We start from the raw sequence: 24,452 nt of genomic DNA, 5'->3' as shown, positions 1-24,452 counted from the left end.
AGTGCTTCAAATACCTGTGGCGAGGTGTTGCTCAAGTTGCCCAATGCTTCAGCAGCAGAGTAACGCACTCTCTCATTCTGATCTTTGAGTAAATCTAGCAGTGCTTCAAATACCTGTGGCGAGGTGTTGCTCAAGTTGCCCAATGCTTCAGCAGCAGAGTAACGCACTCTCTCATTCTGATCTTTGAGTAAATCCAGCAGTGCTTCAAGTACCTGTGGCGAGGTGTTGCCCAAGTTGCCCAATGCTTCAGCAGCATAGTAACGCACTCTCCAACTTTCATCTTTGAGTAAATCCAGCAGTGCTTCAACTACTTGTGGCGAGGCGTTGCCCAAGTTGCCCAATGCAAAAGTAGCAGAATCACGCACACTCTCACTCTTATCTTTGAGTAAACCCAGCAGTGCTTCAACTACTTGTGGCGAGGCGTTGCCCAAGTTGCCCAATGCTTGAGCAGCATAGTAACGCACACTCTCATCTTTGAGTAAACCCAGCAGTGCTTTAACTACCTGTGACGAGGCGTTGCCCAAGTTGCCCAATGCTTTAGCAGCATAGTAATGCACACTCTCACTTTCATCTTTGAGTAAACCCAGCAGTGCTTCAACTACCTGTGGCGAGGCGTTGCCCATGTTGCCCAATGCAGAAGCAGCAGAGTAACGCACACTCTCACTTTCATCTTTGAGTAAACCCAGCAGTTCTGCCAATACTTCCTGTTGTTCACCTAAAGCTGCCCGATATTCTCGCAGTCGCTCTTCATGTATCAAATCTGCTGATGCTTTCAACAGTTGTAGTGCTTGAACTTGAAACTGGGTTTCATTTAAATTGCAAAGAATTTGAAAAACTTGTGATTTAACTTTATCACCTACTAAGCGATAATTGCTAACTTCAAGCTCAACTAATCTCTGCAAAATATCTGTAATCAATTTGCCATCAGATAATTTTAAATCTTCTGCTAAACAAGTCCCTGCAAATAAAAGATTGCGGTGCAGCCATTCTTCATAAGGAGTCTCTTGTTGCAGAATTTCATCAATAATTTTTTTCGAGTTCTTTGGATTTTGTTGAGCTATTAACAGCAACAACACCTCTCGCCAGTGGGAATTGTGTAGATAATCTCGAATGTGATTTAGTACTTCGTTAAAGTCTCCTGATTGGCGATCGCGTATTTCTTCACCCGCCAAATATTCCTGAAATGTCTTATGCACAAACGCATATCTATCTTGACCTTGTTCGTTTAATAAACCACAGCGTTCTGTAATATGGTCAACTAAGCGTTTGGCTTCGGCTTCAGCTTGATGTTTCTGAACTTGATAATTACATTCACGAATATATTTGTTTAATTGCGTAATTAGCTCATCTCTATCAATCAGCGTACCACCTTCTTTATCGCCAGTTTCACCTTGAGAGTGAATCCAGTAAGCAAGGTGTTGCATCAATATTTTGATATCGTCTAATTTAATATACTCCAGATTCCAAGACTCAATACCCTTGTTGACATCCCAGTTAATCAATAGCGTATCAACTGCCTGTTTATAGAGTTCATATCGGTATCTCGGTAAACGTGCCTCATAGCGATGAATCAAAGCAATAATTGTCAGTAGTAAAGGATTGCGTGCTAATAATTTGATGCGTTCTTGTGCTGCTAATGCTTTTTTTAAACTTTCTTGAAGCTGTTGTGCTTTGTCTGAGTTGTTTGGCAGCCTGCTGTTGTACCACTGCTGAATAAATAAATCAATTTGACTATCATCAAATTTTTCTAGATGATAATGAGGAAATTCATCTGTACCAAAAAACTCTCGACTATAACCTGCCGGACGCGAAGTTATAATTGCCCGATTTTGAGAATATTGTCCGAGAAAGCTGTGAATTATCTTGACAAATTCATGGCGATCGCTTGGTTTAGCGATTTCATCTAAGCCATCAAGTAAAATTAACGCTCTCCCATCTTCTAACCAATGTTCAAAGAAACCTTTGGGCAATTCTTTAACATGAATACTATTGGCAAAATTGCGTACATATTCTAAAATATTCTTCGTTGGAGCTTTGCCTAAGTCTCTAATTCTAATCAAAATTGGCAGTAACTCTAAGTCTGCTGATAAACCGAGTTTCTCAGTCTGCTGTTCAGCCAGCATCACAGCAAAGTAACTCATCAAAGTTGTTTTACCAATTCCTGGTTCTCCCAACACAACAAATTTATTGCGTGTATTTTCTTTCAACAGTTCTTTAGCTGAGAATTTCTTGCCACTACTTTGTTGTGCCCAAAGTAAATTTTGCTGGGGTTGCTGGTTGGCTGTCTCTTCTAAAGCCAAATCTAGATTCAATTTTAAACCTATGCTTTCTCTAACTTCCACCTGCTCAACTACATTAGGCATCACAAAAATTTGTGGTAGTTTAGCAAATTTTTCTTCTTCTTTTGTTTTTACCTTTATGCCGACAAATTCAACACCATCAAAATAGCGTGACAGTTGTCTAAGATAATCGGATTTAGCAATTTTAAATTTTAAATATGTATTGGTGTGTTCAAAATAAGCATCTGCAAACTTTTTCAGCCAATGCTCAATACTTTCATCGCGAAACTTTAAGTTTGGCTTTTCTGATTTAAGTTTGTGGAATATTTGAATTAAAACTTGTAGATTTGGGGTTGTTTTCTCTGTAAAAGGCTTTTGTAGTTCTTCTTGAACTCCTGTATCTTTGAAAAATTGCTCTAGAAGTTCTCTAGCTTGTTTGTCATCACAATGATAGAATAAATGCTGTTCATAAGGTTGCTTATTATCCCATTCATCAGCAGATTTGACACCTGCTTTCAAAGCTTTTTCTAAGTCTGTAGGATTTAATGCACTATTGATTTTCTTAACAATTTCTGGAGCTACTACTTTTATTACTGGGGCGACAATAGTTAATAACTCTACACTCATATTGCTTGGGATATATAGTTTATATACATACTACACGCCTAGAAGCCTGTCATTGCGTTCGCGTAGCGTCTCGTAGAGAGGAGGAAGGACAAAGCCATCGGAAAAACTACGAGATTATGCGATTACTTCGCTCCGCTCGTAATGACAATTTATTGGGTCTAGAAAGCTTGAAACCCTTGCAGATACGACTTGTGTATACACCGTAGCCTTTTCAAGGGGAGGGTTAGGGTGGGGTAAAACTCAATACAGTTCAGATAAGACCAAAACTACTTGTAGAGACGGCGATTTATCGCGTCTCGAAAACCCAAAATTTTTGCCAGTAGAGCTTAATTGAACCGTATTGGGGCAAAACTGACGCGAAAAACCAAGTGAGTAAGCTATTTCTGGCGATCGCATTTGTTAATTTGGCGATCGCATTTGTTACTTTTGCGATCGCATTTGTTAATTCGGCGTATTTTAGCCAATACGCGCTACTTCTGCATATTCCGCTTCATTTGCTCTAATTCATCCTGAGTTTCCCAGCTACGAAACTTCTCTTCTAAGTCATCAAACCCACCAGAAAAATTGCTAGTTTGATTCGACCAGCCAATGCTTTCCGATCGCTGCTGGGTTTGCGCTTTCGCACGGGCTGTCTGTGCTTCGGCGGCTTTAGCTTGCACTTCCTGTCGCCGTTGTTGAATTTTTTTCAGTAATTCTTGAGATTGGTTAATGCGTTCTTTCAACCCTTGCATGTGTCCCCAGCGCTGATTTCCTTCGCGCAACAGGGCTGCTTCTCGCTCACCCGCAGCCGCCGCCAAATCCTCTCTATTGGCGTTTTTGGCTTTTTGAATGCGGATATGCCAACGCTGAATTTCTTGAGCGGTGGAGAGAATTTCTTCTTCCGATCGCTTCTCTTGTAATCTTAAATCTGCGATTAGCTTTAATGTGTCTTCTTCTTGCTCACGCAGCTGTTCTAGCAGCGCCTCTAACTCCAAATGTGGATTATTACGCAAGAATTCTTCTAAACGGTTTTCTAGAAACCGACTCAAATCATCAAATAAGCCCACTGCTAGAACTCCAGAGATCGGGTGCGTGACTATTTTATTGTAGTGGGCGGAATGTAAATTTTAATAGTTCCCATCGGGTGAACTCTGGGTGTTAGTTAGATTTCAAAGTTGGGAAGAATGTATTTAGTGAAAATACGCAAGTAACACTGACTAACAACATAAGGCTTTAATCAGCATGAGTTCTGACTTTCAACCACCACCTAAGAGCTTGTCCATACTAGCTTCTGTAGGAGGAGTGCTTACTGCTGCGATCGCGATCGCACTTTTAAATGGTTGGTCTAAGCAACTTTCCAATACTTCTATAAAAAAACCTGAAATATCAACATCCCCAATTGCTTTACAACCAGAGAAACCCCAACCTCCTGTCTCTGGTGCAAAAGATGCTGAAATAGTTGCCAGCCTTGATGCTAAATCCGTAGTTTTGCCAGGTCAAGCGATTCCTAAGAACCAATTAACAGTAGCCATAATTCCATACGTTGCTCCTGGAGTTGGAAAACTGACTCCAGAAGAAATGACAACGGCCCGTCAGGCTTGGTCATACTTCCAACGCAACTGGAACGATGAAACTGGCTTGATCAATTCTGTTGATGGCTTTGCCTCGATAAGTATGTGGGATCAGACAGCAGCGATCGCAGCCTTAGTCAGTGCTAAAGAACTGAATATCGTGCCTGCGGCTGAATTTGAAGCCAAAATGAGCAAAATGTTGAATACACTGGCGTCAATGCCCTTGTATAAAGGAGAACTACCCAACAAAGTTTACAATGCGAAAACTCTTGTACCTGTTAATTATGGTCAACTAGAAAAACGGGAAGAAATTGGCTGGTCAGCCATTGATTTGGGAAGAATGGCAATCTGGTTAAAGATTGTTGAGGCAAAGTATCCAGAAATGCGATCGCAAACAGCAGCAGTTTGGAAACACTGGCAAGTCAAGCGTCTGACCACAAACGGTCAAATGTATGGTACTGCTGTCATCAAAGGCAAAGAACAATACAACCAAGAGGGTCGCTTGGGCTATGAGAATTATGCTGCTTATGGTTTGAAGCTTTGGGGTTTGGATGTTAATAAAGCTTTAGATTATCAGTCCCATACTGCCTTTGTCGATCTTTACGGACAGGGAATTCCTTACGACAAACGTGACTATAAAAACTCTGGAGCCAATAACTACGTTCTTAGCGAACCCTATATTTTAGATGGTATCGAAACTGGTTTTCAAGCTTTGCCTAAAGCTTATGCCGATCGGATTTTAGCTGCTCAAGCCGCGCGTTATGAAGCCACAAAACAATTAACTGCTGTCACCGAAGATAACTTAGATCGCGCGCCATACTTTGTTTACAGCAGCCTATTTGTCAACGGAGAACCTTGGGCAACCATCGCAGATACCAGAGAACAGCACAACGATTTGCGATTTCTCAGTGCCAAAGCTGCGATCGGCTGGCACGTGCTTTATAATACTGCTTATACCCGTCAGTTATTTGATTTCGTTCAAGGCAATCTTAAGTCTCAAGATGGCTGGTACAACGGCTTTTATGAGTCTCTGCGTCAGCCGAATAAAACTCTCACCGCTAACAATAATGGTGTAATTATGGAAAGCTTACTGTATAAGCAAGTTGGACAGCCACTTACTGTTTGGGCAGGAGTCAAGAGCCATAAGTCAACCGAGAAGACTATAAAAAGACCGTAAGTTATTTCATATCCGCGATCGTATCCCTCCTCAATCCTCTATTTGCTACAGTAGACTTCTTGCAAAAGTCGGGGTAAAGGGGAAGGTGGGGCCCCCTCTGGGGATAAGGGGCGGGGGAAAAGGGTAAATAAACTTAAAATTCTTTCCCTTTAACCTTTTCCCTAAGTGTGCAAAAATGTCTTTTTGCAAGAGGTCTAGTGTGTAGACAGGTATTGCCCACTCAAAATAAATCGCATAAAAAAACCCCTAGCATTTCTACTAGGGGTGAGAAATAATACCATTTCACTTGATGTTTGTCTGAGATGACCCTGTTTGTGCCTCTGCTCTACGCAAGAGGCTGGAGTGTTTCTCAAATATTACAGTAAAAAGCGATCGGGTATAAAATTAGCCAACATTTGCCAATAGCAATTCTCGTTTTTCTGATTTTTGTACTCTCACTTTAGAGTCATCATCAACATCGATAAGGGCTGTGTCTCCATCTGTAATTTCACCAGACAGCATTGCTTCGGCGAGAGAATCTTCTAGGAGGCGCATAATTGCCCGACGTAATGGCCTAGCGCCGTAGCTGGGGTTATAACCTTCTTGTACCACAAGCTCTTTGAAGCGATCGCTAACTTCTAGGATAATTCCCTTTTCTGTCAAGCGGCTAGCAACATCGCGAAGCATAATTTCGGCGATTTGCTTAACTTCATCCTTGGAAAGCTGGGTGAAGACGATAATCTCATCAAGACGGTTGAGGAACTCAGGACGGAAGTAAGCTTTCAATTCCTCATTTACCAAGGTGCGAATCCGGTTATAACTAGCGTCGGCTTGAGTGTCGAAGTCAAAGCCTAAGCCACTACCACCTTTTTCAATTACCTTGGAACCGATGTTGGAAGTCAATATGATCAGCGTGTTCTTGAAGTCCACTTTCCGACCTTTGGCATCGGTAAGATGACCGTCATCCAAGATTTGCAGCAGCATATTGAATACATCGGGGTGCGCTTTTTCGATTTCGTCGAATAGCAGCACTGTGTAAGGTTTTCGGCGCACGGCTTCTGTTAGTTGTCCGCCTTCGTCGTATCCTACATAACCAGGAGGCGAACCAATTAGCTTGGCGACGGTGTGGCTTTCCATGTATTCGGACATATCTAGCCGAATCATCGAGTCTTCTGCACCGAAGAAGTAAGAAGCTAGTGCTTTCGCCAATTCTGTTTTACCAACTCCAGTCGGCCCAGAGAAGATAAAGCTAGCAATAGGACGATTGGGATTTTTCAAACCGACACGGGCGCGACGGATACCGCGAGATACAGCCGTGACTGCTTGCTCTTGTCCGATGAGGCGCTGATGCAGAGTATCTTCTAGGTGTAAAAGCAACTCTGACTCAGATTCAGTCAGCTTATTAACTGGTACGCCAGTCCAAGAGGCAACGATTTGAGCGATGTCTTCTTCGTCAACTACAGTCGAGTTGACAGGTTGCTCGTTTGGTGTAAAGGTTGCTTGCAGTTGTTCTGCGAGTTTTAACTCTTGGTCGCGCAGTTGTGTCGCTTTGTCAAAATCTTGGACTCTGACTGCTGCTTCTTTTTCTTTGGTAACGCCAGCGAGTTCCCGCTTCAGTTCTTTATTAGGAGAACTTTGGGAGTTCCGCAAACGAACGCGAGAACCAGCTTCATCAATCAAGTCTATTGCCTTATCTGGCAAGAAGCGATCGCTAATATAGCGGTCTGATAATTCTGCTGCTGCCACAAGTGCTGAATCCAAAATTGTGACTTTGTGGTGTTGTTCATAAGCACCGCGCAAGCCGTAGAGAATTTGTACGGTTTCCTCTACCGATGGTTCCCCAACCTGAATCGGTTGGAAACGACGCTCTAGGGCAGCATCACGCTCAATATGCTTACGATACTCATCGAGGGTAGTTGCGCCGATGCACTGGAGTTCACCCCGTGCTAAGGCAGGTTTGAGGATGTTGGCTGCATCCAAGCCACCTTCTGTACCACCAGCGCCAACCAAGGTGTGAATTTCGTCAATCACCAGGATGATATTGCCGACAGTGCGGACTTCTTCCACGACTTTTTTGATACGTTCTTCAAAATCGCCCCGGAAGCGAGTTCCAGCTACCAATGACCCCATATCGAGGCTGATAACTTGCTTGTCTTGCAAACTTTCGGGAACATCCTGATTGATAATCCGTTGAGCTAGACCTTCGGCGATCGCAGTTTTGCCAACTCCTGGTTCCCCAATCAACACTGGGTTATTCTTGGTGCGGCGACCGAGAATTTGGATCGCCCGCTCAATTTCCTTCTGGCGACCAACTACAGGGTCGAGTCTGCCTTCTTGGGCTAACTTGGTCAAATTTCTGCCAAACTCTTCCATTGTTAGCGGTTGGGTGCGCTTTTGATTACCACTACCAGCAAAAGCCGGTGCATTTTCACCCAAACGGCGAACTATGGCACTACGGACACTCTTGAAGTCAACCCCTAGATTTTGCAGTACTTTGGCGGCGACACCTTCACCAGCCTCGGTTAATCCTAAGAGTAAGTGTTCAGTGTTAATGTAATTCTGTCCCAAACTATGAGCTTCTTTAAACGATTGCTCGAAGAGGCTTTTTACTTTAGGAGTAAAAGGAATTTCTGGCGGTACAAAGCCAGAACCCCTACCAATAATTTTTTCTACCTCGCGACGTGCATCTTTGAGGGTAACGCCTAATTCGGCCAGCACTTTAGCAGCAACCCCAGTTCCTTCTCCCATCAAACCCAGGAGAATTTGTTCAGTTCCTACAAAATTGTGTCCCAGGCGACGTGCTTCCTCCTGAGCTAACATAATTACTCTAATGGCTTCGGAAGTGAAGTGTTCAAACATAATGGGTTCTTGCTCCCTCGCTGCTTGGACTTTGGGTGAGATAAAATTCACCCTCATCTAAAGTTTTTTGTATTTTCTTAAGGACTAATGTAACTTTATTTAAAGTTAAGTGGCAGTGGTGAGAGCCGTAAGACATCAGGTGTACTTGCCGTCTACTAGGAGTGCTGAGTGGAGTACGGGGATAGTCAAGAGTTTCAATGTTGACAGTTAAGCTTTCGGTATTTAACAATTTTCTTTTGTTTGTTCTGTTTTCCACTGTCAGCTAAACTTAAAATTCAGGACTTAGCACTCTAAACTCAGGACTGACAATGACTGAAGCAACGGCCGGTAAAGATCAACAACATCCACTTTATAACCGCGATCGCCCCCTTATTGATATTTTACTCGCTCAAGAGGCGACAGACTATAACTTAGCAGAATTGGCTAGACTGCGAATGCGCTATCAAGGGTTTCCAGGGGCGAGAGACATCCAAAAAGACCTAGATAAAGTCTTGCAACAGTGGGGTTTGACTGAATCTGAGCTTTTTGAGAAAACTCGTCAAATTCACGATTTGGGTGGAATTTACAAAAGCCGTGGCAAGAAAGATGAGCAGGATTGGAATTAATTATGGGGAATTGGGCATTGGGCGTTGGGTATTCTTTTCCATTCCTAACTCAGCGCTGGAATCGCGTTGGCAAAGCCCGCCGTAGGCATCGCTAATTCTGTGCCTCTGCCTAATGTCAGATGTCACTGTGAATTGTACACCATGTTTTTCTTTTATAATCTACCCGAAAATGGCTAATTATAAGGGAGTATTTTTACTTACTGGGTTGGTGGTAAATAAATAGCCAAATAGTTTTTGGAATATTAAAATAAACCTTGCTTGCGATCGCTACCTCGTTTCCAGAACGAGATGAGTTTAGACAAGTCTTTTTGGAAATAGTCTAAATCGATTGTGGCGATCGCTTCCTCAATTTCTGCTTTGCGATCGGGAAAGTTTTGCCAATAAAGCTCGATAGTTGCCAAAGAATCGTAAAACTTGAAATACAGCAGATTTCAAGTTTGTTTGCCCAAATATAAAGCGTATTTTACTCCTGAATTCTGGATTCTGGATTCTGCTGTATCTTAGGAATTTGTCTTGGCAAAAGTATTACATTTCTGAGGATCGCCCGTTTGGATACCTTGTTTAAACCAACGAACCCTTTGGGCTGAACTACCATGTGTAAAAGATTCTGGCACAGCATAGCCTTTAGCTTGTTTTTGCAAGCGATCATCTCCAATACTGCTAGCTGCGTTCAATGCTTCTTCAATATCACCTGTTTCCAGAATTTGCCGTGAGCGTTGAGCATGATTTGCCCAAACGCCTGCAAAACAGTCTGCTTGTAATTCTAATCGCACAGAAAGCTGATTTGCTTGTGTCTGACTCACTTGGTTCTGCAAGGTTTGAACTTGCTGCGAAATTCCAAGTAAATTTTGGACATGATGCCCAATTTCATGAGCAATCACGTATGCTTGAGCAAAATCTCCCGGTGCCTGATATCGAGTCTTCAAATCGCGGTAAAAACTCAAGTCAATATACACCTTTTGATCGCGCGGACAATAAAACGGCCCAACTGCTGAACGTGCAAATCCACAAGCAGACTCCACCGCTCCTGAGTAAAGAACTAACTTTGGTTCTACATAAGTTTCTCCGTCTTGCCGAAACTGCTCACTCCATGTATCTTCTGTATCAGCCAGTACAACAGATACAAAATCCGCCATTTGATCTTTAGTTTGAGATCCTGTTGTTTGAGGTGACTCAGCTATCGGGCTATCACTTGGTGAGGAATCTTGTTGCCAAAGGGCACTGGGATCGCCACCCAATAGGAAAACCAGTAGCGATATGAGTGCTGCTCCTACGCCTCCACCCACGACAGGAGCGGAAATCTTCATCCCACGCCGATCTTCAACATTTGTACTCCGACGACCTATTTGCCAACGCATAATTACTGCTTACCAAACTCATAAAAAAATACGGCTTGAACTAGGTAGGATGAAATCTACACAAGCCTTTTAGCTATACAAATGAATATTACTTATTCTATGTATCGATCTCTTCTGCCTACGGACAAACTATAAATAAAGGACAGTCAGCCTTTAGGAAGGTTTTGCAGGTTGTCCATCAAATCACACAGCATTCCCGGACTACTTATAGGGAAAACCACAGTAAGGACAGAAGCGAAATTTCAAACACGTAATTTGCACCCCATGACACAGAAGCGAAATTTCAAACACGTAATTTGCACCCCATGACCAAGCTCTGAGGATTTGGGATATCAACACAAGGGAATGTCGTGATGTCTGCATTGGATATACACATTTTAGTTGAAGCTGTCCCGTGTCACTCAATACGGTTCGGTTAAAGGTGAAAGGGGAAAGGGGAAAGGGGAAAGGTTTTTAATACATCTTTTCCCCTTTACCCCTTACCCTTTCCCCAGACCACACTCGATTGTGAAAAATGCTTATCCGAACCGTATTGCCGTGTTACTCACTAATAATGATTCCCCATCAGTTAGGGATCTTTCCGCCTTGGTTGTATTCACTTTTTAACTTGCACCGTTGAGGCTGTTCCTGCCTACCTTATGAGCGAAAGAATATATTTTATTACTAAGGATAGTTTTGAGTTGAACCAACTCGTATTTAATATAACAAGTACTGAAGAATCAACTTTGTCAGTGATTAATCTTTCCGGTGCGACCAAGGAGTAATAATGGTTTTAATTCAATATCAACGTGCTGTAGGCGTATTTACTCATCGGATAGATGCAGAGCGGGCAATACATGAGTTGAGAGATTCTGGCTTGGCGATGGAGAAAGTATCTATACTTGTACAAAATTCAGATCGCAATCATGAGATTGTCGGTAATGAAGTTAAAGAGGACACTAATGATAAAGCTGACGAAGGTGCAACAGTAGGAGGACTTTCAGGGGGCGCTGTTGGTGGCTTAACTGGTTTATTAGTGGGTCTTGGGACTTTAGCAATCCCTGGAGTTGGCCCAATAATGCTGGCTGGGGCAGCGGCAACTGCTTTGGTTACAACCCTTGTTGGGGCAAGTATTGGTGCTGCCACTGGGACTTTTGCTGGTGCATTAGTTGGTTGGGGAATGTCGTCAGAGCAAGCTAGAGCATATAACGAGCGAGTAGAGGAGGGACACTATTTAATAATCGTGGATTGTACATCTTTTGAAATTGCTAAAGTACAAGAAATACTACAGCGTTGGGGTATTGAAGAGTTTGGCATTTACGAGCATCTCAACAGTGAATCTGAAACTACAAATTCTCTGACCACAACGACTTCTGCTACTGCAATTCCTAATAAAAGTGGGATGATGTCTAAGTATAGTGTGAGTTGCTTTAATAGCATAGATAATGCTGAAGCGGCAATTAAAGATATGTGTATCGCAGGTTTTTCAGTAAACCAGATTTCCTTAATTTGCAAAGAATTTTCTCAATTGGTTGGGTCAACAGGCATTAATTTAAGTGAACGCTTTGACGCTATGAGGTTAGGAATAGCAGATGAGTGGGCACGCTTTTATAATGAGCAAATAGAGCAAGGCAATTACATACTTATCGTTAGTGGCACAGATCGCGAGCAAGATATAGCTAGGTCTATTCTGTGTAATTATGGGGTTCAAGAGTTTCAAATTTATGACCCAATGTTAATTCGCTCTTAAAAGCGGGTGCTGTCATGAATGGGAGCAAACTTATTTAAGTTTTGGAAGATACAGCAGGATTTAGGATTAAAACACGCTTTATATCTGGGTAACAGAATTAGCTTGTGTACCTCACTTTCTCTGAAATCTGCTGTATCAATAAGTAATGGGTTTTGCAGCCTCAAAACTCTACTATTAACAGTAAAATATTTTACTTAAAATTATCAGCATTTCTGCTACGCTCAGGGTCAGCAGTGAGCGAAGCTGAAGGGTCAACCTGTATAGGCTCTTTCTCCGTCTCCAGTTGCCCCCGTTGCTTGCCATACTCCCGCAACTGCTTCAAAAGATTTTCTTGGGATGAGTTTGGGATAGACGGACTGGGACTTGGTTGAAGGTCGGTGTCGGTACTTGCAAAATTAGCCGCTGAGGGATTCATTTCGTAGACTCGTAGCGACTTGTCATTAAACATCGCCTGTTGGGTTGGCGCTGGGGTAGGAATTAGATTCTTTGGTTTGCTCACAGCAGCTTTTACCGAATCTAGAGTAGTAGCAACCTGCACTTGTTGTTGCATCTGTTGTGTAGAAGATACTAAACCACTTAAACCATTCACCAATTGCCGCAGATTTTTACGGAAATTAGGATCGCCTGTCAATTCATCTAAATCAGATGTAATTTTTTGGGTATTTTCAAAGGTTACTCGTGCTGAATCTAAAGTTTGTTGCAGCAACACGGCATTCTTTGGATCGTTTAAGGTTTTAGAAGCATCACGTAAATTAGCTGAAGCTTGGGCTGCATTTGCTGAAAGCGTTTCTAAATTGTTGAGTAATTCTCCTTGAGTCAATCGATTGACTGATGGTGATAAGCTACTGACTGTAACACGCAGTTGGTTGCTGGTTTCGGTGATATTGTTCAACGCACCAACCAGTGTCGAACGATTTGTTGTCACCAAATTATCCAGGTTGTTCAGCAATCGATTTGCTTGAGTTGCAGTTGCACCGAATTTATTTACTGTTTGATTTGCGGATGCATTAAGTTGGTTTGTCGCCCGTTGCACTGAATTAGCCGTAGCAGAAAAGGTAGTAAGTTGTAGTTGTAAGCTTTTGGTCAAACCTTGTAAATCCTGACTTAACTCAGTAAAACTGGATGCTGCGCCTGTGGTAGTTTCTAGAACCCTATTAACATTTCTATAAAATTTTGGATCGTTGTATGCACCGGCTAGCTCAGTTGAACTGCGAATTAATGCATCAACACTGATGCCAACCTGACCTTTTAACCGAGAGCCATTACAGACGATGAGGCTGGTATCACAACTTTTATCTAGGGGTTTAGCAGCCACAACCCCAGGAGGTAGGGTTGTTTTTGGTGTGATGTCGATAATACTTTCGCTAATTAATCCGCTTTGATTAGCTTCTACCACTACATTACGGGGAATAATTAGGTCAGTTTGGGCAATTTCAATCACTACATCAATGGCATTTGCCCCTGGTCGAACCTGGGAAATAGTTCCTACCTTAACGCCACGATAGCGAACTGCTGCTCCCTTTTGCATTCCGCCAGCGTTGGCAAATTCTACAATAATTTTGTATGAACGACCAGCAGCAGTGAATCTGTTTAACCACAGAAAGAGTAATCCAAATACCCCTAGTCCTAGCAGGAGTAATAACCCCACAGAACCTTCTCTAAATGTTCGCCCAGACGCGAAGCGACTTGTCATAAGACCTCGCATTTTTTTGCCTCCACCAACAACCAATAACCAATTAGGAGTTAAAAGTTAGGAGTTAGTAGTTAAATTTAACTCTTTACTCCTGGCTTTTAAGTTTCTAGCCGGCGACTTTAATCGGGCCTTGAACACTTCCACTAATAAATTGTCTGATCAAGGGATGTTCTGTGTTGTATATTTCACTAACTGTACCTTGCCACTGCACTTTACCTTCATAGAGAAATATAAGTCTATCAGATGTACGGCGGATAGTGCTGTCCTGGTGGGTAACAACAGCATAAGTACTACAAACTCCGTGTAAACATTGCAAGTGGCGGATTAAATCTTCGATGACTGTCGAGGCAATGGGATCGAGTCCGGCCGTTGGTTCGTCGTATAGTAGAACTTCTGGCCCTTCATTGGGATTATCAGGGTTAGACATAATCGCACGGGCAAAACTTACCCGTTTGCGCATTCCCCCGGAAAGTTCGGCTGGGTAAAGGTGGGCTATTGCTGGTAAACCTACCATCTCCAATTTTTCTTCTACCAAATCTCGGATGCGCGATCGCGACAGCTTTGAATTTTGATAAAGTAAAAATCCCACATTTTCCTCCACTGTCAGCGAATCAAATAGCGCCGCCTGCTGAAACACCATACCAATGCCAACCTGCTGGCCGCCATCCTCAATCAAACCCTCTCGCCGCACTCCTTGCACATAAATTTCTCCTTCATCGGGACTAAGTAACCCCGCCATGACTCGTAAGATGGTTGATTTCCCCGTCCCTGATGGCCCAATAATCCCCAGTGCTTCTCCCCGGTAAATGGTCAAGTCTACATTATCTAGAACTTTATTGCTACCAAAGGACTTAGAAACACCTTTCAGTTCAATCAATGGTTCAGTCATTAGTTATTAGTCACTTGTACTGAGCGCAGCCGTTGGCGTAGCCTCTCGTAGAGAAGTATTGGTCATCGATCGTTGGTCATTAGTCAGTAGAAAATAAACAAATGACTACTGAGAACTAACAAAAGACAAATATGCCCAATAGTGATTTGATGGTGATTGGTACGACATTGTATAGTGTATTATAAGTACATAATTAGCATTCTGATTAGCAAACTTTATTTTTTTAGCATAATATTTTAGTTACTGGCGATGTTTATCGTCTCAAAATACCCTCAATGCAAGGCTGACGAAGACACCGTAGTAATTAAACATCTCAGTGATGTGAAAATAAGATTTCAGTTTTTTGTAGACATCAGCAAAGGCATTTATATATTATTAATATCCTGCTTAACTTTATAACGATTCAGGTTGATACAAAATAGAAAAATCAAATTTAAGTTGTGAAAATCAAAAGGTTCAGACCCACTCTTTTTTAGATAAGTCAAAAACCTTGTTTTTCATTAATTATTAACTATGGCTCTAAAAAAATAGCTTCCTGCTCTCCAAAGTTCTTGTACTTAGCAGAATTATTAAATAATTGGAAAGGTTAATAGCATTACTCGCCAATGGATTTGGCAAAGTCAAAAATTATTTACTAAAATCGTAACAATTACTGTTAAAAATCAAAATAGAAATTATGAGTAGCCAATTAGAACAGTTTGCAAGTGATAATTCCTCTGGTATTTGTCCTGAAGCACTGGAATATATGATTAGGGCAAATCAAGGTAGTGTTCCAGCTTATGGAAATGATGAATGGACTCAAAAAGCAACAGATTATTTTCGGGAACTCTTTGAAATTGATTGTGAAGTATTTTTTACCTTTAACGGCACAGCTGCAAATTCTTTATCTTTAGCTGCTCTTTGCCAGTCATATCACAGCGTCATTTGCCATGAGACATCTCACATAGAAACAGATGAATGTGGCGCACCGGAATTTGCATCTAATGGTTCTAAATTGCTACTTGCTCACGGTAAGAATGGCAAATTAACATCAGAGTCTATAGAGTCAATTGTCACCAAACGTACTGATATTCATTATCCCAAACCTAAAGTTATTAGCATTACGCAATCAACTGAATTAGGAACTTTATATTCTATTGAAGAACTTTTAAGTATTAGAGAAGTTGCAAACAAATATAACTTAAAGATTCACATGGATGGCGCTCGGTTTGCAAATGCAGTTGCCGCTATGAATAAAAGCCCTGCTGAAATTACTTGGAAAACTGGAGTGGATGTATTGTGTTTTTGTGGTACCAAGAATGGAATGGCATTAGGTGAAGCCATTCTTTTCTTCAATAAAGCGCTAGCAGAAGATTTTGATTATCGATGCAAGCAAGCAGGCCAGCTAGCTTCAAAAATGCGATTTATTTCGGCTCCTTGGTTGGGTTTATTAGAAACTGGTGCTTGGCTAAAAAATGCTAGACACGCTAATCAATGTGCTGAATACTTAGAAAATCAACTATTAAACATAGAAGGTGTTGACTTGATGTTTCCTAGAGAAGCCAACGCCGTATTTGTAAAATTACCTGAAGAAGTCATTCACAGCTTAAAAGCCAAGAACTGGCAGTTTTATACATTTATTGGTGTGGGAGGAGTACGTTTTATGTGTTCTTGGAACACTACTCAATCAAGGATTGATGAGTTGATTTATGATATTAAAAACGCAACAATAAAATAAGTGCAGCAATCCTAAAATTTAATACGATTCAGTTAAGGATTATTGGTGTAGATAATTGGTCTTTAAAGACGCGATAAATCGCGTCTCTACATGAGGGTTTTATTGCTCATTCTCAACTGTATTATCTTAAAATTGCTTCAGCTTATTATAGCTGATAATGTCAGCGCTTACTTGGTATGTAACTTCAACTGCAATTTTGATTGTTGCCACAAACCTAAATGCTTATTTTTAGCATTAGCTTCTGCAATTAAAAATTGGGTTTTGCTCTCATAGCAATTTTGTAAAGATTCTTGGTCAACGACGGCATTACCTGACTCTACCAAAAGTAGATTTACTGACCGATTATCTACAAACACTTCACCCGCTGGACGACCACTTTTAATTTGTTCTGTGCTTCTAATCACAACAGGAGTTTGAAGTGGTAATAGCTGTTTGAGCCTTTGTGTTGCTGCTAAACCATAGCGCTTGTCAGTTAACTCTGGTGCATTAATACACGCTAATTTGACTATAGTTGTTTGTCCTGTATTATCTTTAACCAAAATAGTGTTCCCATCTGTAACACCAACTACTGTACCTAACACCAACATTAGTTGAAGTAATTCCATCATTTTATATGTAATATTTTATGCACAAATAGAATTTTATTTCGGTACTTAGGTTACTAGTGTGATTTAGCTCACAAGTTGCAAATAAAAGTAAAAGTACAAGTAAAAGTAATAAATATTATTGTTGCCAAAACCTAACGTTTATATCAATCAAAACTTTATTTAATAACTACAGGTAATTGAACACTCACAGTAGTTCCGGTCAAGAGATTAGAAGAGATTAACAGTTGCCCATTGTGAGCATTGACTCTTCTAAAAGTCAACTCCACAGATTTACAAATTATCATTGTATTTTAATAGTTTTAACTTCTAAATCCTAACTTTGTTTATATGCCAGAACAACAGCAGTGGACTATAACAGCAACTGAACAACCACCAGAGTGGTTTATCCAAGCAGTGAAACAGTATACACCTGCATCAAGTGGACTGTACGCAGCGCAGTTGTTGTGGCAACGGGGTATTAAAGATCGTCAACAATTAACAGCTTTTATCAACTATAAAGCTTATCAACCAGCAAGTCCCTTTGAGTTTGGGCAAGAAATGCATCTGGCGATCGCACGGTTGCAACAAGCATATAATACTAAAGAAAAAATTGCCATTTGGGGAGACTTCGATGCCGATGGGATTACCGCTACATCGGTACTTTGGGATGGATTGGGGCAGTTTTTCGCTCAAAATACTCAGTTAGTTTACTATATTCCCAATCGCCTGAAAGAATCCCACGGACTTAATAATCACGGAATTGATAACTTAGCAAAAGAAGCTTGCAAATTAATTGTTACTTGCGATACAGGTAGCACAAATGTTGAAGAAATTATATATGCTAAACAGTTAGGCATAGATGTAATAGTTACAGACCATCACACCTTACCAGCCGAACGCCCACCCGTCGCAGCGATTATCAATCCCCGCTATTTTCCAAAAGAGCATCAGTTATTTAATCTTTCTGGGGTGGCGGTAGCTTATAAGTTGGTGGAAGCACTATATCAGAGCCTGCCCAATGTTGCCAAATATCCCTTAGAAGATTTATTAGATTTAGTTGCAGTTGGATTAATTGCCGATTTGGTGCAGTTAAGTGGAGATTGCCGTTACTTAGCACAGATGGGAATTCAACGACTTCAAGAAGATTTTAAACAGCCAGCAGCAGCGCGGCGGCGACCAGGGGTAGGGCGATTATTAGAATTGTGCCAGAAAAGTGGCGATCGCCCCACAGATATTTCTTTTGGTTTGGGGCCAAGAATTAACGCCGTTAGTCGCATCCAAGGCGATGCCAGTTTTTGCGTGGAATTATTAACTAGTCGCGATGTCAAACGTTGTAACGAACTCGCCGAAGTTACAGAACTCGCCAACGCCCGCCGCAAATCTTTACAAAAAGATGTGCAAGCACAAGTGGCGCAAAAACTTACTCAACTAGATTTATCAACCACCAGCGTTATTGTCTTAGAAGATGCCCAATGGCCTGCGGGTGTATTGGGCTTAGTTGCGGGACAGGTAGCACAAGAAACAGGACGCCCGACGATTTTGTTGAGTACGGAAGGAGCAGAGGAGCAGGGGAGCAATTCTTCTTTTCTGCCCCTCCGCCCCTCTGCCCCTATGCTTGCAAGGGGTTCCGCTCGTTCGGTGAATTCTGTCGATTTATACCAGCTGGTGAAAGAGCAAGCACATTTGTTACACCGCTTTGGGGGACATCCCTTTGCAGCAGGTTTGAGTTTGTTGATGGAGAATATTCCTTTATTTACAGCGGCGATTAATCAGCAGTTGCGGCAATCTTTAGGTAGTACAACTCTAACGCCAACTGTACAAGCAGACTTGACGGTAACAGTAGCCGACTTGGGGAAAGAGTTATTTTTGGAACTGAAACTGCTAGAACCTTGTGGAATGGGTAATCCTGTTCCGAAATTGCTAATTCAAAACTGCTGGTTTGAAAATTCTTGGCATCGCAATCAGCAGGATTGGCAAGGGAAAAAGGTACAGTACATTAAAGCTGAGTTTGATATTCGGGATGATTCTAGCAGAAGTGCTTTTCCTGGCTTATGGTGGGGACACTACAAAGATGAATTGCCCATAGGAAGGTGTGATTGCATAGCAGAACTAGACTACAACACCTTCAAAAAACGTTATGAAATCAGATTAATTGCCGTGCGTTCTTCTGCTAACTCAGCACTCAACGCCCCGCTATCGCTAACACCCTTCATCTTAGACTTACGGAATCAGGAACACTCAGCAATTCAACATTCAGGACTAATTATTGAAGATTGTCCCACGAATTGGGATGATTTACGTATGTGGTTGCGGCGATGTTTGGCGATCAGCCGCTCTACGTCTGGACTTGAGAATCAGCAACAATTAGCGATCGCTTGGTCTAAACCTAAGCACCAACCACCCAGTCAAATTTGGCTGACTCTTGTCGGAATTGCCAAATATCTCAGTCGCACAAATCAACTAGTTACCCGCGGACAACTTTTGGAGAAAATCGGCATCAGCGACCAAACCTTACTTGTCGGCATCAAAGCTTTAAAATACTTAGGGTTCACAGTTCAACGACAAGACCGTTCTTTACAATTTACCTGGAATCCAAACGATAGTGTAGAAAACCTTGCTGACGAAGCAGTTGCGCGATTTTTAGCTGCTGTTCGAGAAGAGCAATTTCAGCAACAGTATTTTGCGGAAGTTCCCTTATCTACGATTGTTGCGATCGCCAGCTACGACAGTAAATAATTTAAAGGATTTATAGCGTTCGCTACCCAACAAAATAGGGATTTTCAACCAAGTCCCATCTTGCGTAGTGCGATCGCGATCGCACTAAATTACAGCAGTTTGCAAGTATAGGAATTACCTAGCTTGTGAGTCCTAAAGTTACAGAGGTGTGCCAGAAGGCTGTTGCACCCTCTTGTTAACAGTTTTTGTTTCTACAAAACCATCTCGACCTGTAATCAATCTAGAGCGACGATTACGAGTGATATAATTCCATCCCCACTGAATTGCTACTACTACTTTAGTGTCAAACTCGATTAAGAAGTAGATGTGAATTACTAGCCAAAACAGCCAAGCAATGAAACCTTTGAGTTTGACTAAGCCTAAATCTACAACAGCTAGATTTTGCCCAATCATCGCTAAAGTACCTACGTCATTGTAACGAAATTGTGGCAAAGTCTCACCTTGCAGCCTGCGTTTAATGAGTTTAGCTACATACTCTCCTTGTTGTTTGGCTACAGGTGCAACACCAGGTAAGGGTTTACCATTTTGATGGGAAAAGTTGCCTAAATCTCCCACTACAAAAATGTTGTTATAACCCTTGATAGACAAGTCCGGTTCTACAATCACACGTCCGTCGCGATCGCACTCTACACCTGCACTTTTTGCTAAGGCTTTCCCCATAGGCGAACCTTGAACACCTGCTGCCCACAAGATAGTTTTTGAGGTAATTTCTGTCAATTCATCGCCTTGTCTGAAAGTAACGATGTTACCTTCAATATTTGTCACTCTGGTGTTGGTATAGACAGCCACACCCAACTTTTGCAAAGATTCTGCTGCTACTTTCGATAATTCTGGTGAAATGTGTGGGAGGATGCGATCGCCACCTTGCAATAGTACAATTCTCGCTTCTGAAGTATTGATGCTGCGGAAATCTTCTGTGAGAGTTTGGTATGCTAATTCTGCGATCGCGCCGGATAATTCTACACCGGTGGGCCCACCCCCGACAATCACAAAAGTCAACAAAGCCCGGCGTTTTTCGGGATCGGTTTCTTTTTCTGCTGCTTCAAATGCCGAGAATATCTGGCGACGCATTTCTATCGCATCTTCAACAGTTTTCAAGCCAGGAGCAAATTCTTTCCAGTTATCTTTACCAAAATAGGAATGGTTAACACCTGTGGCGACAATCAATGTGTCATAAGGTACTACTTCATCACCCAAAATAACTTGTTGCGCTTTTGGATCGATATCATTTACCTCGCCCAACAACACTTTTGTATTCTTGCTTTTGCTGAATACAGATCGTAATGGTGCAGAAATATCAGCAGGTGATAGCGTACCTGTGGCAACTTGATATAAAAGCGGCTGAAATAGGTGAAAGTTACGTTTATCAATGAGAGTAACATTTACATTTGCTTTCTTCAAAGCTTTTGCTGTATACAGTCCACCAAAGCCGCCACCAACGATAACAACCCGATGTGGTGCATTCTTTTCAAGTGAGACTTCCATAAGAAATATTTCCTTGTGTTAAGAAGTTGTAACTATTCTTAACAAAGATGTAACAGCATTATGATAGTGATTGCTGTCTATTTAGAACAATTGAAGAAATGATGAAAGTAGTCAAAGTTAGTTTTTTGAGGAAGGCAGTGTTTCGACTACGCGGCAGTTGAGCGTAGTCGAAACTCAACAACCGGGTAGGAGGGAAACTGTCCGACGCTGGATGACTCACTACCGCTATGCTATACGCCAGTCGTACAGAATTCATTCTGAATTCTGACTCCTGACTCCTGACTCCTGAATTCTGTTCGCTCGCTCAAGCCGCTCAAAATGTGCTTTGAATAATTCCGCCATCTACTTGCAGCATAACTCCGTTCACAAATGAGGCTGCTGGTGAACTCAGAAATACCGCAACATTGGCAAACTCTTCTGGTGTCCCCATACGACTCAAAGGGACTGTTCCATTGATTCTAGCAATTTCTGCTTCTTTCGTTTCACCACTTTTAGCAATGCGGGCATCGATCAATTCTTCTACCCGTTCTGTATATGTCCAGCCTGGTAGAATACTGTTGACGCGAATTTTATCGCTACCCAGTTCTTGGCTGAGAGTTTTTGTTAAACCAATCACTGCTAATCGAATGGAATTAGATAAAACCAGATTTTGGACTGGTTGTTTAGTTGAGGTTGAGGTGATAGTCAGAATTGCTGGTGCGGTAGATTGGCGTAAGTGAGGTAGAGCGTACTTTATCAGACGTACCGCACTCAGCAAAGTCAAGTCGAGCGAAGTTTCCCAAGTTGCCAAATCAATATCGTCAAAAGTGCCAGCAGGTGGGCCTCCGGCATTGGTAACGAGGATATCCAACCCGCCGAATTTTTCCACTGTGGCGTTAATTACCCGTTCAATATCTTCTTGACTAGTAACGTCCGCACGCAGAGGTAGCACTTCTGTACCTGTTTCGCTTTCAATCTCCGCAGCAGTTTTGTCAATTAACTCACTGCGGGCGCAGATGGCAACTTTTGCACCCTCACGGGCAAATTGCCTGGCTGTAGCTTTGCCCAAACCTTTACTAGCAGCTGTCACTAAGGCGATTTTGCCACGGAGTTGCAAATCCATAATCTTGATTCTTCTTGTTTACAACAATTTAAAGCCAAGGTTATTGAGAGCTTCACGCAAGCGATCGCGTCCTCTCAATGATTCTACAGTGGCGATGCGTTGGGCTGAGTGTTCTGACCAATCGCCAGGAACATTCATCTTTTGTTCAGTATAGAATTCTTTGATGATGTCGTTGTAGTGAGCGATCGCTTCTTCTTGTTCTGCCAATTTATAGGTTTCACGGTGCAGTACAGCTGACTGGGGCAACCTTGGCTTAATCGCCGCTTCTACTTCAGGATTTGGATAACCCACACACAGCCCAAATACAGCATACACAGAGGAGGGTAAATTCAATATCTGTGCTACCTCTTGGGGGCGGTTCCTGATTCCACCGATATATACTGTTCCTAAACCAAGTGACTCGGCTGCAACTGCGGCATTTTGTGCCGCCAACGTTGCATCGATTGTTGCCATCACAAACATTTCCAAATATTCCAGCGCATCATGAGATATGCCGCGACTGTCAGCAACGTGACTTAGACGCGCCAAATCTGCTAACCAAACCAAGAATAAAGGAACCTGCTTAATATGTGCTTGGTTTCCCGCTAGCTTGGATAACTCCTCTTTGCGCTGTCGATCTTCGACTGCTACCACACTCCAAGTTTGCAAATTCGAGGAAGTAGATGCAGATTGGGCGGCTGCAATTAGTAATTCCAGAGTTCCCGGTGGTAAAGGATCGCCAAGATAAGACCGAATTGAACGGTGAGATAATAGTGCTGTTAGCGAATCATTCCATGCAATTTCGGGGTTGAAAGGAATTTCACCGTAGCGCGATCGCAGTAGTTCTGTAGGATTAGTCATAATCAATTCCAAGATTTACATTTCCAAATTTGCTACTAATACCAATTTCATCTGTAGGCGCATACATCTCTATGCCCCTACAGCCGATTCATTGTACTAGTTTAAGTTTTTGGTGAAAATGCAGTATATTCTTCTTTTGTCAACATTGCATCTTTCACATTTACCTGTTTGGGAATTAACTTCAATTTGTAATATGTATCTGCAACACCTTGTTGTAGATTTATCAGATTGTCGTCAATTGGTACAAGCCCAAAATTCCGTCTATTAGTTGCTTTTTTCATCGTTTCTAAGTCAATTCCTAACACAGGTGCGAGAGTTTTCGCTACCTCTTCTCGATTCTGTTTAGACCATTCTTCGAGATTTTTGATTTCTTCCAGTATTGCCTTGACAGTTTGGGTATTTTCAGTGACAAATTTGCGGGTCATCAAATAATATCCTCCCTGTTTATTAATTCCTGTGCCATCAATTAGGACTCTGGCTTTAGTCGCCTCTTGAGCCGCTGCATAAAATGGGTCCCAAATTACCCAAGCATCTACACTCCCTTTTACAAATGCAGCACGGGCATCAGCCGGAGCCAAATATTTAGGTTCAATGTCTGTATATTTTAATCCGGCTTTTTCTAAAGCTTGGACTAACAATAAGTGGGCACTAGATCCTTTTTGAAAGGCAACTCTTTTGCCCTTCAAGTCAGAAACTTTTTGAATTTGTGAATTTTGAGGAACAAGAATTGCTGAACTAGCCGGAGTAGCCGCAGTACCAACAACATAAGTTAGTGATGTCCCCGCTGCTTGAGCAAATATTGGCGGTGATTCTCCCACAGGGCCAATGTCAATACTACCCACATTCATGGCTTCTAGTAGTTGTGGCCCAGCTTGAAATTCAGTCCACTGTACAGTGATACCTTCTGGCGCTAAACGCTTTTCTAAAACACCCTTAGCTCTCAGCAAAACGGTCGTTTTTTGATAGCCAAATCTGACTACTGTTGCTTTACTAGAAGCAGAATTACTAACAGATGTGGCACTGGGATTAGGGGCATTAACAGTCGGTGTCGATGAACAAGCAGCAAATAGCAAGCTCAGACAAAGACCTGTAACAAAAGCCCCTACTACTGGTAAAGGAGAAGAAAAGAATAATTTATGCTGATTGTTAAACAGGATATTCCTGAATTCTATCAACGATATCCACTTGGGAATAAAACGGCGAAAGATTTGGTTAATCATCAAAATGATTTCTCTGAACT

The 24,452-nt window shown here is 42.0% G+C and carries 18 protein-coding genes; 6 read left to right on the top strand and 12 right to left on the bottom strand.

The window, feature by feature from the left end:
* Positions 1 to 2,906, bottom strand: a 2,906-nt coding sequence (locus tag V7K53_RS06675) for a sister chromatid cohesion protein PDS5 (RefSeq protein WP_335196823.1), incomplete at its 3' end; no start/stop codon positions are given.
* A gap of 368 nt (positions 2,907 to 3,274) precedes the next feature.
* On the opposite strand from V7K53_RS06675, the gene V7K53_RS06670 reads away from it, so the two are divergent.
* Positions 3,275 to 3,409 carry a hypothetical protein gene (locus V7K53_RS06670; RefSeq protein WP_335196822.1) on the top strand — a complete coding sequence of 45 codons (135 nt, stop codon included), beginning with the start codon at positions 3,275 to 3,277 and terminating at the stop codon, positions 3,407 to 3,409.
* On the opposite strand, the gene V7K53_RS06665 is transcribed toward V7K53_RS06670, so the two are convergent.
* On the bottom strand, positions 3,377 to 3,952 hold the full coding sequence (locus tag V7K53_RS06665) for a TIGR04376 family protein (protein ID WP_335196821.1): 576 nt from the start codon (positions 3,950 to 3,952) through the stop codon (positions 3,377 to 3,379). The two genes, V7K53_RS06670 and V7K53_RS06665, sit on opposite strands and share 33 nt — an antisense overlap.
* A gap of 175 nt (positions 3,953 to 4,127) precedes the next feature.
* Here V7K53_RS06665 and V7K53_RS06660 point away from each other — a divergent pair, with 175 nt between their 5' ends.
* On the top strand, positions 4,128 to 5,633 hold the full coding sequence (locus tag V7K53_RS06660; RefSeq protein ID WP_335196820.1) for a DUF3131 domain-containing protein: 1,506 nt from the start codon (positions 4,128 to 4,130) through the stop codon (positions 5,631 to 5,633).
* Positions 5,634 to 6,017: 384 nt separating this feature from the next.
* Here V7K53_RS06660 and V7K53_RS06655 read toward each other — a convergent pair whose 3' ends face one another.
* A complete protein-coding gene (locus V7K53_RS06655) occupies positions 6,018 to 8,471 on the bottom strand; it encodes an ATP-dependent Clp protease ATP-binding subunit (protein ID WP_335196824.1) in 2,454 nt (817 codons plus the stop codon).
* Between the two features lie 308 nt (positions 8,472 to 8,779).
* On the opposite strand from V7K53_RS06655, the gene V7K53_RS06650 reads away from it, so the two are divergent.
* On the top strand, positions 8,780 to 9,076 hold the full coding sequence (locus V7K53_RS06650) for a DUF3288 family protein (protein ID WP_335196819.1): 297 nt from the start codon (positions 8,780 to 8,782) through the stop codon (positions 9,074 to 9,076).
* Positions 9,077 to 9,318: 242 nt separating this feature from the next.
* Here V7K53_RS06650 and V7K53_RS06645 read toward each other — a convergent pair whose 3' ends face one another.
* Entirely contained in the window at positions 9,319 to 9,477 is a 159-nt protein-coding gene (locus tag V7K53_RS06645; RefSeq protein ID WP_335196818.1) for a hypothetical protein, read from the bottom strand.
* Between the two features lie 99 nt (positions 9,478 to 9,576).
* The gene (gene ypfJ, locus V7K53_RS06640; protein WP_335196817.1) at positions 9,577 to 10,434 is read right to left on the bottom strand and encodes a KPN_02809 family neutral zinc metallopeptidase; all 858 of its coding nucleotides are present in this window, start codon (positions 10,432 to 10,434) and stop codon (positions 9,577 to 9,579) included.
* Between the two features lie 766 nt (positions 10,435 to 11,200).
* On the opposite strand from ypfJ, the gene V7K53_RS06635 reads away from it, so the two are divergent.
* Positions 11,201 to 12,163, top strand: coding sequence for a hypothetical protein (locus V7K53_RS06635; protein ID WP_335196816.1), 963 nt, complete (start codon positions 11,201 to 11,203; stop codon positions 12,161 to 12,163).
* 190 nt (positions 12,164 to 12,353) lie between these two features.
* Here the strand turns inward: V7K53_RS06635 and V7K53_RS06630 are convergent, their stop codons facing one another.
* Complete coding sequence (locus V7K53_RS06630; protein WP_335196814.1) at positions 12,354 to 13,868, bottom strand: MlaD family protein; 1,515 nt, start codon at positions 13,866 to 13,868, stop codon at positions 12,354 to 12,356.
* A gap of 94 nt (positions 13,869 to 13,962) precedes the next feature.
* Positions 13,963 to 14,745, bottom strand: a complete 783-nt coding sequence (locus tag V7K53_RS06625) for an ABC transporter ATP-binding protein (protein ID WP_335196813.1) — start codon at positions 14,743 to 14,745, stop codon at positions 13,963 to 13,965.
* A gap of 676 nt (positions 14,746 to 15,421) precedes the next feature.
* Between V7K53_RS06625 and V7K53_RS06620 the strand changes: the two genes are divergently transcribed.
* Positions 15,422 to 16,462, top strand: a complete 1,041-nt coding sequence (locus V7K53_RS06620) for a threonine aldolase family protein (RefSeq protein ID WP_335196812.1) — start codon at positions 15,422 to 15,424, stop codon at positions 16,460 to 16,462.
* Between the two features lie 167 nt (positions 16,463 to 16,629).
* Here V7K53_RS06620 and V7K53_RS06615 read toward each other — a convergent pair whose 3' ends face one another.
* The gene (locus V7K53_RS06615) at positions 16,630 to 17,070 is read right to left on the bottom strand and encodes a thermonuclease family protein (protein WP_335196811.1); all 441 of its coding nucleotides are present in this window, start codon (positions 17,068 to 17,070) and stop codon (positions 16,630 to 16,632) included.
* 327 nt (positions 17,071 to 17,397) lie between these two features.
* Between V7K53_RS06615 and recJ the strand changes: the two genes are divergently transcribed.
* Positions 17,398 to 19,785 carry a single-stranded-DNA-specific exonuclease RecJ gene (gene recJ / locus V7K53_RS06610; RefSeq protein ID WP_335196810.1) on the top strand — a complete coding sequence of 796 codons (2,388 nt, stop codon included), beginning with the start codon at positions 17,398 to 17,400 and terminating at the stop codon, positions 19,783 to 19,785.
* Between the two features lie 138 nt (positions 19,786 to 19,923).
* Here recJ and V7K53_RS06605 read toward each other — a convergent pair whose 3' ends face one another.
* The 4 genes from V7K53_RS06605 to V7K53_RS06590 all read right to left on the bottom strand — a co-directional run bounded on the left by V7K53_RS06605 (position 19,924) and on the right by V7K53_RS06590 (position 24,432).
* On the bottom strand, positions 19,924 to 21,270 hold the full coding sequence (locus tag V7K53_RS06605; protein ID WP_335196809.1) for an NAD(P)/FAD-dependent oxidoreductase: 1,347 nt from the start codon (positions 21,268 to 21,270) through the stop codon (positions 19,924 to 19,926).
* A 313-nt stretch (positions 21,271 to 21,583) separates the two neighbouring features.
* Positions 21,584 to 22,372 carry an SDR family oxidoreductase gene (locus tag V7K53_RS06600; protein WP_335196808.1) on the bottom strand — a complete coding sequence of 263 codons (789 nt, stop codon included), beginning with the start codon at positions 22,370 to 22,372 and terminating at the stop codon, positions 21,584 to 21,586.
* Between the two features lie 18 nt (positions 22,373 to 22,390).
* Positions 22,391 to 23,212 (bottom strand): NADPH-dependent oxidoreductase, encoded by an 822-nt coding sequence (locus tag V7K53_RS06595; RefSeq protein WP_335196807.1) that lies wholly within the window; start codon positions 23,210 to 23,212, stop codon positions 22,391 to 22,393.
* Positions 23,213 to 23,313: 101 nt separating this feature from the next.
* Complete coding sequence (locus tag V7K53_RS06590) at positions 23,314 to 24,432, bottom strand: sulfonate ABC transporter substrate-binding protein (protein ID WP_335196806.1); 1,119 nt, start codon at positions 24,430 to 24,432, stop codon at positions 23,314 to 23,316.
* Between the last annotated feature and the right edge of the window lie 20 nt (positions 24,433 to 24,452).

This window comes from Nostoc sp., from assembly GCF_036917355.1.
GTDB lineage: Bacteria > Cyanobacteriota > Cyanobacteriia > Cyanobacteriales > Nostocaceae > Nostoc.
Note: the sequence above shows the minus strand (reverse complement) of the source record. Positions and strands in the feature narration are given on the sequence as shown.

Bases quoted from the DNA above. Each gene is read 5' to 3' on its own strand.
- V7K53_RS06660 (WP_335196820.1), top strand. From the start codon at position 4,128: ATGAGTTCTGACTTTCAACCACCACCTAAGAGCTTGTCCATACTAGCT.
- V7K53_RS06655 (WP_335196824.1), bottom strand. From the start codon at position 8,471: ATGTTTGAACACTTCACTTCCGAAGCCATTAGAGTAATTATGTTAGCT.
- V7K53_RS06650 (WP_335196819.1), top strand. From the start codon at position 8,780: ATGACTGAAGCAACGGCCGGTAAAGATCAACAACATCCACTTTATAAC.
- ypfJ (WP_335196817.1), bottom strand. From the start codon at position 10,434: ATGCGTTGGCAAATAGGTCGTCGGAGTACAAATGTTGAAGATCGGCGT.
- V7K53_RS06635 (WP_335196816.1), top strand. From the start codon at position 11,201: ATGGTTTTAATTCAATATCAACGTGCTGTAGGCGTATTTACTCATCGG.
- V7K53_RS06630 (WP_335196814.1), bottom strand. From the start codon at position 13,868: ATGCGAGGTCTTATGACAAGTCGCTTCGCGTCTGGGCGAACATTTAGA.
- V7K53_RS06625 (WP_335196813.1), bottom strand. From the start codon at position 14,745: ATGACTGAACCATTGATTGAACTGAAAGGTGTTTCTAAGTCCTTTGGT.
- V7K53_RS06620 (WP_335196812.1), top strand. From the start codon at position 15,422: ATGAGTAGCCAATTAGAACAGTTTGCAAGTGATAATTCCTCTGGTATT.
- V7K53_RS06615 (WP_335196811.1), bottom strand. From the start codon at position 17,070: ATGATGGAATTACTTCAACTAATGTTGGTGTTAGGTACAGTAGTTGGT.
- recJ (WP_335196810.1), top strand. From the start codon at position 17,398: ATGCCAGAACAACAGCAGTGGACTATAACAGCAACTGAACAACCACCA.
- V7K53_RS06605 (WP_335196809.1), bottom strand. From the start codon at position 21,270: ATGGAAGTCTCACTTGAAAAGAATGCACCACATCGGGTTGTTATCGTT.
- V7K53_RS06600 (WP_335196808.1), bottom strand. From the start codon at position 22,372: ATGGATTTGCAACTCCGTGGCAAAATCGCCTTAGTGACAGCTGCTAGT.
- V7K53_RS06595 (WP_335196807.1), bottom strand. From the start codon at position 23,212: ATGACTAATCCTACAGAACTACTGCGATCGCGCTACGGTGAAATTCCT.
- V7K53_RS06590 (WP_335196806.1), bottom strand. From the start codon at position 24,432: ATGATTAACCAAATCTTTCGCCGTTTTATTCCCAAGTGGATATCGTTG.